Genomic DNA, 8,415 nt, shown 5'->3' with positions numbered 1-8,415 from the left:
GCAAGCGACTTCGGATGTATTTTTCCTCGTGGCTCCATCGCCTTGAGCAATCTTGCTGTCATGACGGGGTTTGCCAGTCGGGCTGATTTAGCCAGGAGCGGGTCTAGGTGGTGTTTCCGCTGCCCATGCTTCGACAAAGGCCAGCATTTCATCTCGGGAACGCTGGAATGATGGTGTTTTTATATCTTCATTCCGAAGGGTCGGGCAGGGTTTGCACTTAGATGACCTTTGCCACGGAAAGGCAATCTGTTCAGCAATCGCCCGCATGGTGAACCTGTAAGCGTTCGCCGCTCTAAGCCACATTCTCCCGCGTCTGGTGTATCGCTGAGCGCGTTCTAGGATACCTAGGGTCTCTGCCTGCTGGACAGCGTAAACAACGCTCCTACGGCTACACCCTGCGATCTTGGCGATGGTCTCAAACGACATGGGCCGCTGGTGCCGTGCGATGACCAGGAGAACGTCTTTGCCCGTTCGGCTGATGTTCCCGGCGCGGAAGGTGTTCAGGATGAGGGAGCGAAGAGCGGGAAACGGAGAACGGGACACGGGCCAAACCTTATCTTAGGCGAGGCGTTCTCTTTCCTGCTGATCTAGTCTTGTATCCTGTCGTCAGGATCACTAAAATCAGTGTCGGACGTGTCAGGTGGTGGTACACCTTTCACATCAAGTCCACCTTCGCCGCCAGCGAAGATATTGAAGGGGTCGGCCTTGCAGGGCTGGCCCCTTCCTCATTTCTAGCCCTATCCTGACCCGCGTCGGTCAATATGGCAAGGGCATCAGAGGCAGGAGAGCACTCGCTCGACAGCCTGCGGTTCCCGGTCGATCAGAAGCAACAGCGTTCGAGCGGCTTTTTCTGGCGTTCGGCGTCCTTGCTCCCAATCGCGCACGGCTCCTGCACTGAAACCATATCGGGCCGCGAACCGATCCTGACTCAAGCCCGTACGCTTGCGGATAGCCGCGACAGGAATTTCAGGCGGCGTCCAGACACGACCGGGCTTTGCACGACCTGCCATGATGTCTGCGGCTTCCTGAGCAGACGCTAACAGTTCTTCAGCTAGATTTGCCATCATGATCCTCCTTTGATGATAGACACAAAGGCCCGTTTTTGATCTGGGGTCAGGTCTACCTGGTCGCCCTTGCCGTAAAGTAGGAGGGCAAGAATCGGCGTATTGTCATCTGCAACATACCAAACCACCCGAAACCCACCTCTTTTGCCACGTCCAGCCCCCGCGAAACGCATTTTACGTGCGCCTCCCATGCCAGGGATAACGTCGCCTGCTCGTGGGTTTTCTGCCAGCACTCGAATGAGTTCCGCCCGCTCTTCATGGCTCAACAAGGCGTCTGCCCGTTTGGTGAAGATTGGGGTTTCTATGACCGAATGCATATCTCTGTATACGGCATTGCCTTATAGATAGCAACCTTGCGTCACTTGCAAACCGAACCCTGAATAGTAGGCCGTGCAAGAGAAAGACTGCTCACCCCGTTACTCCCCTTTTTTGTAAGACAAAAAGTCCACCTGGGTAAAACATTATGGGATGTCGCCAGACCGTAATGAGTAAAACAAAAAGTCGGCCGTGTAAGACATTTTGGAAAAACGGAAGGGACCAATAAAGCCCCCCTCCGTCCCCATCGTCAGGCTGCTAACCGATCATAAGCCAGCCGAACATTCTGGATTGCTCGCTGGTCCATAGCAACGGTCGGAACAGTCACGACATACGGTGATCCATCCGCTGCTTCCATGACGAAAGCCCGCTGATCCAGCGGACAGGTTCTTACCTGGTCAATGATGGATTCCGAAATGTCGATGCAGAACGGGAAGCTGAAATAGGCCCCATGATTGCCCGGCAGCTCATAGGTGTATTCCTCAACCACCGTGAGGCAGTCGGGTACCGGGACCGTCATGGTTTTCTGGATACCGTCCGCCGTCTGAAGTGGAAGCCAGACAGTTCCGGTCGTGCTGCTAGGAAGTCCGTTGAACCGTGAAAGCAAAGCTCGAACCTCACCATGAATTGCCCGCTCGGTCGGTGTCAGGTCTGCATCGTCCTCGTTGGAAGGCTCTAGAATTGCCTGTGCATGGTTCAAAGTTTGGCCCACTGCCGGTGCTTCAATTGGGTGACAGTAGCCCCCAAAATCTTTAAGACTATGTACCCTACTGTCACCCATCAGGCCGGAAACCAAGGCAACAGACTGATCTGTTACGGCATAGTTTCTGCCACCTGAACGACTCTTACCGGACGATCCAGACGCCTCCCATTCAAGTCCCATCATGGCAAGGATCTCTGCCACTTCCCGCGTGGGTCGAGCGGGCATCTTGATCGTGCAGATATGCCCGTCTTTGTTTTCGGCTTTTGCTCTGCCCTTACTGTCCGTCTCGTAAATGCGGCCCCATTTCCCAGGAACACATCCGAACGCGGCCAATGTGAAACGGCGGCTCATGACGCGCTCGATAACTTCACGCGCTCTATCCTGCGTCCACTTACCTCCCACGCCTTCCGGTCCGAACACGAAGGCATAGAGATTCCGTCGAATATCTCCGCTGTCGTATGATGCGTGACTAGAGGAATTGTCCTGGTACGCGATCCCGGCCGCCTCGGCATACCGGCGCACCCGCTGCACCCCGCGCCCATCATCGTAAAACCGCACAATGTCAGGCGTAAGAACGTCCACCCGGAACGCGGTCCGAATGTCAAATGCCTTAACTGCGAAGGAATCCTGAACGGATCGGTTACGGCTTAGACGTAGATTTGTCGCCTGTTCATCCGTGAGGATTGGCGCGGCCATGATTGCCGCAACCTCGGCTTCTTCAATCTGGGCCTTCTTTTCCGCTGCGGCGATCTGAATATCGCCTGTGACGCTGCAAGGAACGCGAGTTAGCCTGAACCCCATATCCTCAAGACGCCATAGAAGTCCGGCCCCGAAATCTGCCCGCTGGTTTTTATCGTTGCGCTCGATGCTACGAATGAAGGCCTCATAGCCCTCAATCGTGCGCCCGGTCATGCTGGTGATCTCTTGCCTTGCCCGCGTCTCTGCTGCCTCTGTAACGGCCTGAGCGGCGTTATTAGGCTCGAAAGCGATAGACCAATGACGGATACACCGAACCCTGCGCATCATCTGCGCCGCGATACTCGGAGTGACAGAGAAGCCGCCGCCAAGAAAGAAGCCACGGGTGAAGTGAGGCTTGCGCCCATGTTCGATAGAAAGCCCGCTGGTGATCGTGGGGGAATGACAAACCACGTCGTATTCCCGGCTGACGTTTTCAGCGTCCGCAAAGAACTGCTGCACGGCTTTCGTGTTTTTCGTGAGATCGTTGACGATCAGAACACGATACCCGTCCGCCTGGAGTATTTCCCCGACGGTCTGAGCTGCTTTCCGACTTTCACACGAAACCCATGCTCTGCCGCCCTCCATGAGTTCTCTGAGCACTTCCTGCACGATCCAAGCACGTGCAGACGGGCCGGACGTATAGACCGCTTTAAACTCCTGTGGTTGATCCTGCACGTCGATAATCCGAACGGACGTGCCGGGCTTGAGCCTGTCTGTGATGAAAGCCACGTCCTGATCTGTCAGGTTCGCGTCGAAGAACACCCCTGCGTTCATCGTGCGGGCGATTTCGTCCAGCTTATCAAAATCCCTTTCGTTGCACACGCTCCGGGACGCCAGAAGCGACAGAGACTGTCCCCATTCATCAAACAAGAAAGATGAAGCGCCTCCTACGATTTCCTGTAGGGCTGGCTTGTCGAGCGATGGAAGACAGCAAGACACGGCGGACGTTACAAACCCGTGCCGGGTCACGTCTTTGTAGAAGTCCACCCCGTATTTCTGGGACTGCTCCATACAAAGCGATGTTGAGGGGGTAGAGGCAACCGTATAGCGCCGGACCATACTCTCCGAGATGAACGGCTTACCAATATGGGCGGATTTGCCTGAAGCCATTGGCGCTCGCACAAAGGTCACACAATCCTGCCACGAGGCATCATAGGCGGGGAGCTCAAAGACGATTTGACGCGGGACAGTGAGGCTCCAATGTTGCCGAGCGGCCACCTGGCGGCGCTGGATAAGGCTATTCAGGAAAGACCGGGCATTGGTCTCTGTATCGCCGTCCATATCGAACTGTGTCGCGATTTCCGCCATAACGTCCTCTGCCGAACAGACGACAGGAACCTTAAAAGAGAGCCGAGAAACTAGAGCAAAAATCTCTTTTGGTGTTGCAATTTCGGCATTGTTTGGACTATTATGCATGTACTCCGTCGGTTTCATTGGCGGTCAGGTTACTGAAAAAAGCCATTTCTTTAGCCTCCATAAAGTTTAGATAAACCCGCTTACTTCTTCTGGTCCGCCGCCAAGCTAGATCCAGTTGAATGAGCGGGTTTAGTTTTACCACGTTACAGAATCACGATGCAACGAATGGTGACTGTGCTTCGGGATTTTCTGCGAGAGTATTTCGCCAGGCGATTGCTTGCTCACGGACAGGCGCTAGTTCGCGTTGCCATGCTGAGAGATCATAGCCCGTTGCAATGTCGTATGGTCTCCGCAACGTGTTAGCGAAGTCTGGCGCGTAGTGCGTATTCACGTCAGGCGGGAAAAACTCTCCGGGCTTAGCTGACTGATGCAAAGCGTAGAGTTTCTTCGACGCTGCCAGATAGGCAACCCGAGCGACCTCTAGGTCAGCGCAGACGGCCCGCGCTTCATCACATACCCGATCCCACGAGGCAGCGTGTCCATCTGCCAGAGCTGCTTCTAGTTCGACCTCAAAACGTGTGATCTTCTCTTGCTGATGTACGATGGCGTCCTTCGCCGCATTAATCGTATCCTGTACAGATTCAGCTTCACGCAGCTTTTCATTTAGTTTTAAAGGCAGAACCGTAATCGGAAGCCCTTTCCGGCTCTGTTCCAGCCTCCATTTAGCTGCCTCGGCTCGAACATCGCCAAGATCAGCGAGTACAGCCTCTAGTTCAATGATGGTCTGCCGGTCGTTACGAATAAACGTCTTGGCAACTCCGATCTCGTGTCGGATTTTAGAAATATTCATTAGATTATACCTTTTCATTTTCTGGAAGATTGAATAGTCTAGGAAGACCTAAACGCTGCCTTTGATTGTTTAGGAAGAATATCCTGTCAGAATTAAATCTGATCTCGGCTGCTGTATTTTCTTCGTGTTCTTTAATGAGGTCCATGAGGGGAGTTTTGCGTTCCATATTATTAGTTCCAATATTTTTTATTGATGTCGTTAACCTGAGAAGCCGTCATTGCTCTAGGAGCCGCCTTATCGAACTGGGTCAGATTGGTAGAGATTTGAGAGGCTAGACGGCGCTTTTCGGCTGCATCATTAGCCGCCCGGTCGGTAGTTCGGATGCCGCCCCGTGATCCATGTCTTACGCTCGGTTGAGTATAGGAATTGGCGGCAGGAACGTGCTTAACTTTTGCACTGCCTGTAAATAGCTTGATAACCGGCACGATTAGCAGTCCTCCAGAGCGTTTTTACAGTCGCGGGAAAATAGAAATGCTTGCCAAGTATCAAATGCTAGCTTCTCGGCAATAGTAGTCTGGGGAAACGCATCTTTCGCGATATTCCAAAAGGCAATCCCTGCATAAATTTCGCTGGTGATATGCTTAGCCATTACTTCTGCGAATTTTGCAGAACGTGGATTACTAGCGCGGATAGTGCGGCTCCGATTATCCAACCATTCGCAGATACCTGATTGACGGCGGATCATGCTGATACTCCCTTGAAACGGCGGTGAGCGGCAAATGTCGCCTCAATACCTGGGAGACTTTCTCGGTTGATTACAATTTTTCCAGCAATCTTTTCATAAGGAAATATTTTTTTTCTAAGATAAAGATAGGCGGTTACTCTGGGAATATTAAGGTGTTCAGATAGTTCAGTAACAGAGATATAATTCACGCTGGATTTCCTCCATGTATAGCGCGCTTCTTTTCCAAGCCTCTTGACGGCTCCCCATCTGCGGGGCTATATCTCCTCTTGCCGGGTAGCACTGGCGAGAAAAAATAGTGGGTGGCGATTTAAGGCTTGCCAAAGCCGATTTAGTCATCTAAAAACAATTCAAGTTTCGTAAAACTTGAAAACACTATTCTTTTGTAAAAGACCAAACAATTTCTTATAGCACATTATAGGCCGTTATAACGACTGTTTTTTTGTAACAAAAAGTAACTTCTGTATAATTGGCAGTTTCCTGCCGTTTTATGGACAACTCCCGACACGACGGAATTTTTTCGAATCGGGATGTTACTATCGAATCGGTGGCCCGCTGCTCTGTTCTCAGAATCCGTCCCGTCATCGGCGTGGGCGGTTTTTTTTTTGCCTATCTGGTCATACGTTCGCTTGCAATAACAAGAGAACAGTTTTAACAGTGTCTAGACGCAAGCGAACAAGCGAACGGATAGGTCATGGCTGTTTTTGGATATTGCCGCGTTTCGACGTCCAGGCAGGTCGGTGAAGGCGAGAGCCTCGCTGTCCAGGAAAGGCAGATACGCGGGTATGCGATGCAGTTAGGGCTAGAGATAGACCATATCTTCGTTGAGAAGGGCGTCTCCGGTTCTGTGCCACTGGCAGACCGTCCCGAGGGTAAGACGCTACTAGAGAGGCTTGCGGCCGGTGATACGATCATCACGGCTAAGCTGGACCGTATGTTCCGATCTGCGGTGGATGCCCTCGGCGTTCTTGAGGACATGAAAAGCCGTTCGGTGTCTCTGCACATGATTGACCTGGGCGGCGATGTGACCGGCAACGGCATCAGCAAGCTGGTGTTTACGATCCTGTCAGCCGTAGCCGAGGCAGAACGTGACCGCATCCGTGAGCGCATCAGCACCGTAAAGGCTGACCAGAAAGGCCGGGGCCGCTACCTGGGCGGGAAGGTACCGTTTGGTTTTGCTGTCGGACCTAGCGGCGACCTTGTGCAAGTCCCCGAACAACAGGCAGCGATACGCCATGCAAAAGCCCTTCGTGCTGACGATCACAGCCTCCGGGATATTCAGGCCAAGCTAAAGCGGAACGGGATGCCTTTGTCTCTGGCTGCTCTGCATCGCATCCTGTCCGCCTGACACCTAACCGAACGGCCACCAGCGGCGGCGTGGGGGATACGCTAGGGGTGCCGCCTTGGGTGTCGGGGGTGTCTCTGGCTCTGGAACCCGGCGCAATTCCTCGATTTCTGCCCGTGCCGCGTCCCGTTCCGCTTTCAGGCGTCCGACCTGTTCAGCCAGATCCAGAGACCGCATATCAGCCTCGGACCTAGCGGCCTCCGCCCGTGTCAGGGCCTCCCGTAGCGCCTCGATGGCTGCCAGTGTCGCGCCCATGTCTGCTTGGGGTGCCGGTGGCGTGTCTGGGGTGTCATCCGCCACGGTATCGGCATCGTGTCGGTTCGGGGTGTCGAATATATCCTTAGGCACACTGAAACGGGCTATGCCGGTGTTATCCACGACACGGAGCCAGCCAGCACGGCGGACACGGGATTTAGCGGCTTCCTTGCTTACACCAAGCCGCTCAGCAAGTTCGGCGTAAGATAGGCGGATCATTTCAGACATAAGAGCGCACCGGGGTCGTCATGGTGTCGACATAGGTGCCTGACATGTCATCGACACGCAATGCCGACATGAGGCGTCGGCACGGTGTCATAGGGGTGTCAGTTAGTTTTCGTCTATTACAATCACGTCTAAGTTATTAGCCCTGATCTCATGCTTAATCGCATCCAAAACATCAGCCCTCGTTGCCTTTGTCTTCGCAACAATCAGATTGCCTTCTGACGTGTAGTCTTCATGATTACTGATTTCCAGATCGCCAACAGACAAAGCGAGACCACGGACTAATTCATCAAGATGACGTCCGGGTTTCAACCTATCGTCTCTGCTACGGTCTTCTTTGTAATCAATCTTAAATTTGTATGTGTTCATGTCGATAATATCCGTCGATGGAGTATATAGTGGAACAGACTTGATTTGATCTGTTCCACTCTAATTTTCATAACGATTTTATAATCGTCATTACAAAATTGAACTGCCACTGCGCGATTGCGATGTCACAGCAATACAAGCTTATCACTATAAACATCAGTGGGATAAGGATTTCGTTATCGTCAATTTCAGTATTAAGGAAGTCTAGCATTTTTTCGTCTCCATACCCTTAATTGGGTCAAACTGATTGTAGACGACATCTATGCAAGCGACTTCGGATGTATTTTTCCTCGTGGCTCCATCGCCTTGAGCAATCTTGCTGTCATGACGGGGTTTGCCAGTCGGGCTGATTTAGCCAGGAGCGGGTCTAGGTGGTGTTTCCGCTGCCCATGCTTCGACAAAGGCCAGCATTTCATCTCGGGAACGCTGGAATGATGGTGTTTTTATATCTTCATTCCGAAGGGTCGGGCAGGGTTTGCACTTAGATGACCTTTGCCACGGAAAGGCAATCTG

General features: G+C 52.6%; 10 protein-coding genes. 1 reads left to right on the top strand and 9 read right to left on the bottom strand.

The features are described from left to right. Positions 1 to 87: 87 nt before the first annotated feature. The 7 genes from KP708_RS16065 to KP708_RS14990 all read right to left on the bottom strand — a co-directional run bounded on the left by KP708_RS16065 (position 88) and on the right by KP708_RS14990 (position 5,899). Complete coding sequence (locus KP708_RS16065; protein ID WP_371822797.1) at positions 88 to 543, bottom strand: helix-turn-helix domain-containing protein; 456 nt, start codon at positions 541 to 543, stop codon at positions 88 to 90. A 230-nt stretch (positions 544 to 773) separates the two neighbouring features. Further along, complete coding sequence (locus KP708_RS15015) at positions 774 to 1,067, bottom strand: DNA-binding transcriptional regulator (RefSeq protein ID WP_252347595.1); 294 nt, start codon at positions 1,065 to 1,067, stop codon at positions 774 to 776. A 562-nt stretch (positions 1,068 to 1,629) separates the two neighbouring features. Then, a complete protein-coding gene (locus KP708_RS15010) occupies positions 1,630 to 4,236 on the bottom strand; it encodes a hypothetical protein (RefSeq protein WP_215751367.1) in 2,607 nt (868 codons plus the stop codon). A gap of 151 nt (positions 4,237 to 4,387) precedes the next feature. Beyond that, a complete protein-coding gene (locus tag KP708_RS15005; protein WP_215751366.1) occupies positions 4,388 to 5,026 on the bottom strand; it encodes a hypothetical protein in 639 nt (212 codons plus the stop codon). A 170-nt stretch (positions 5,027 to 5,196) separates the two neighbouring features. After that, positions 5,197 to 5,451 carry a hypothetical protein gene (locus tag KP708_RS15000; protein ID WP_215751365.1) on the bottom strand — a complete coding sequence of 85 codons (255 nt, stop codon included), beginning with the start codon at positions 5,449 to 5,451 and terminating at the stop codon, positions 5,197 to 5,199. Positions 5,452 to 5,453: 2 nt separating this feature from the next. Next, entirely contained in the window at positions 5,454 to 5,711 is a 258-nt protein-coding gene (locus KP708_RS14995; protein WP_215751364.1) for a hypothetical protein, read from the bottom strand. Continuing rightward, a complete protein-coding gene (locus tag KP708_RS14990; RefSeq protein ID WP_215751363.1) occupies positions 5,708 to 5,899 on the bottom strand; it encodes a helix-turn-helix domain-containing protein in 192 nt (63 codons plus the stop codon). Before KP708_RS14990 ends, KP708_RS14995 begins: the two co-directional genes overlap by 4 nt. Positions 5,900 to 6,402: 503 nt before the next feature. Between KP708_RS14990 and KP708_RS14985 the strand changes: the two genes are divergently transcribed. Then, positions 6,403 to 7,056 (top strand): recombinase family protein, encoded by a 654-nt coding sequence (locus KP708_RS14985; protein WP_215757215.1) that lies wholly within the window; start codon positions 6,403 to 6,405, stop codon positions 7,054 to 7,056. A 3-nt stretch (positions 7,057 to 7,059) separates the two neighbouring features. Here KP708_RS14985 and KP708_RS14980 read toward each other — a convergent pair whose 3' ends face one another. Together KP708_RS14980 and KP708_RS14975 are read right to left on the bottom strand one after the other, a co-directional pair. Beyond that, on the bottom strand, positions 7,060 to 7,536 hold the full coding sequence (locus KP708_RS14980) for a hypothetical protein (protein ID WP_215751369.1): 477 nt from the start codon (positions 7,534 to 7,536) through the stop codon (positions 7,060 to 7,062). Between the two features lie 102 nt (positions 7,537 to 7,638). Next, positions 7,639 to 7,902, bottom strand: coding sequence for a hypothetical protein (locus tag KP708_RS14975; protein WP_215751368.1), 264 nt, complete (start codon positions 7,900 to 7,902; stop codon positions 7,639 to 7,641). Between the last annotated feature and the right edge of the window lie 513 nt (positions 7,903 to 8,415).

Origin of the sequence: Gluconobacter sp. P5H9_a, from assembly GCF_018812085.1 — a bacterium.
GTDB lineage: Bacteria > Pseudomonadota > Alphaproteobacteria > Acetobacterales > Acetobacteraceae > Gluconobacter.
This window is presented reverse-complemented; position numbering and strand designations above follow the sequence as displayed.

What these genes read in the sequence shown, in the direction of transcription:
- KP708_RS14980 (WP_215751369.1), bottom strand. Translation starts at nt 7,536, where the DNA reads ATGTCTGAAATGATCCGCCTATCTTACGCCGAACTTGCTGAGCGGCTT.
- KP708_RS15005 (WP_215751366.1), bottom strand. Translation starts at nt 5,026, where the DNA reads ATGAATATTTCTAAAATCCGACACGAGATCGGAGTTGCCAAGACGTTT.
- KP708_RS14985 (WP_215757215.1), top strand. Translation starts at nt 6,403, where the DNA reads ATGGCTGTTTTTGGATATTGCCGCGTTTCGACGTCCAGGCAGGTCGGT.
- KP708_RS15010 (WP_215751367.1), bottom strand. Translation starts at nt 4,236, where the DNA reads ATGCATAATAGTCCAAACAATGCCGAAATTGCAACACCAAAAGAGATT.
- KP708_RS14995 (WP_215751364.1), bottom strand. Translation starts at nt 5,711, where the DNA reads ATGATCCGCCGTCAATCAGGTATCTGCGAATGGTTGGATAATCGGAGC.
- KP708_RS15015 (WP_252347595.1), bottom strand. Translation starts at nt 1,067, where the DNA reads ATGATGGCAAATCTAGCTGAAGAACTGTTAGCGTCTGCTCAGGAAGCC.
- KP708_RS14975 (WP_215751368.1), bottom strand. Translation starts at nt 7,902, where the DNA reads ATGAACACATACAAATTTAAGATTGATTACAAAGAAGACCGTAGCAGA.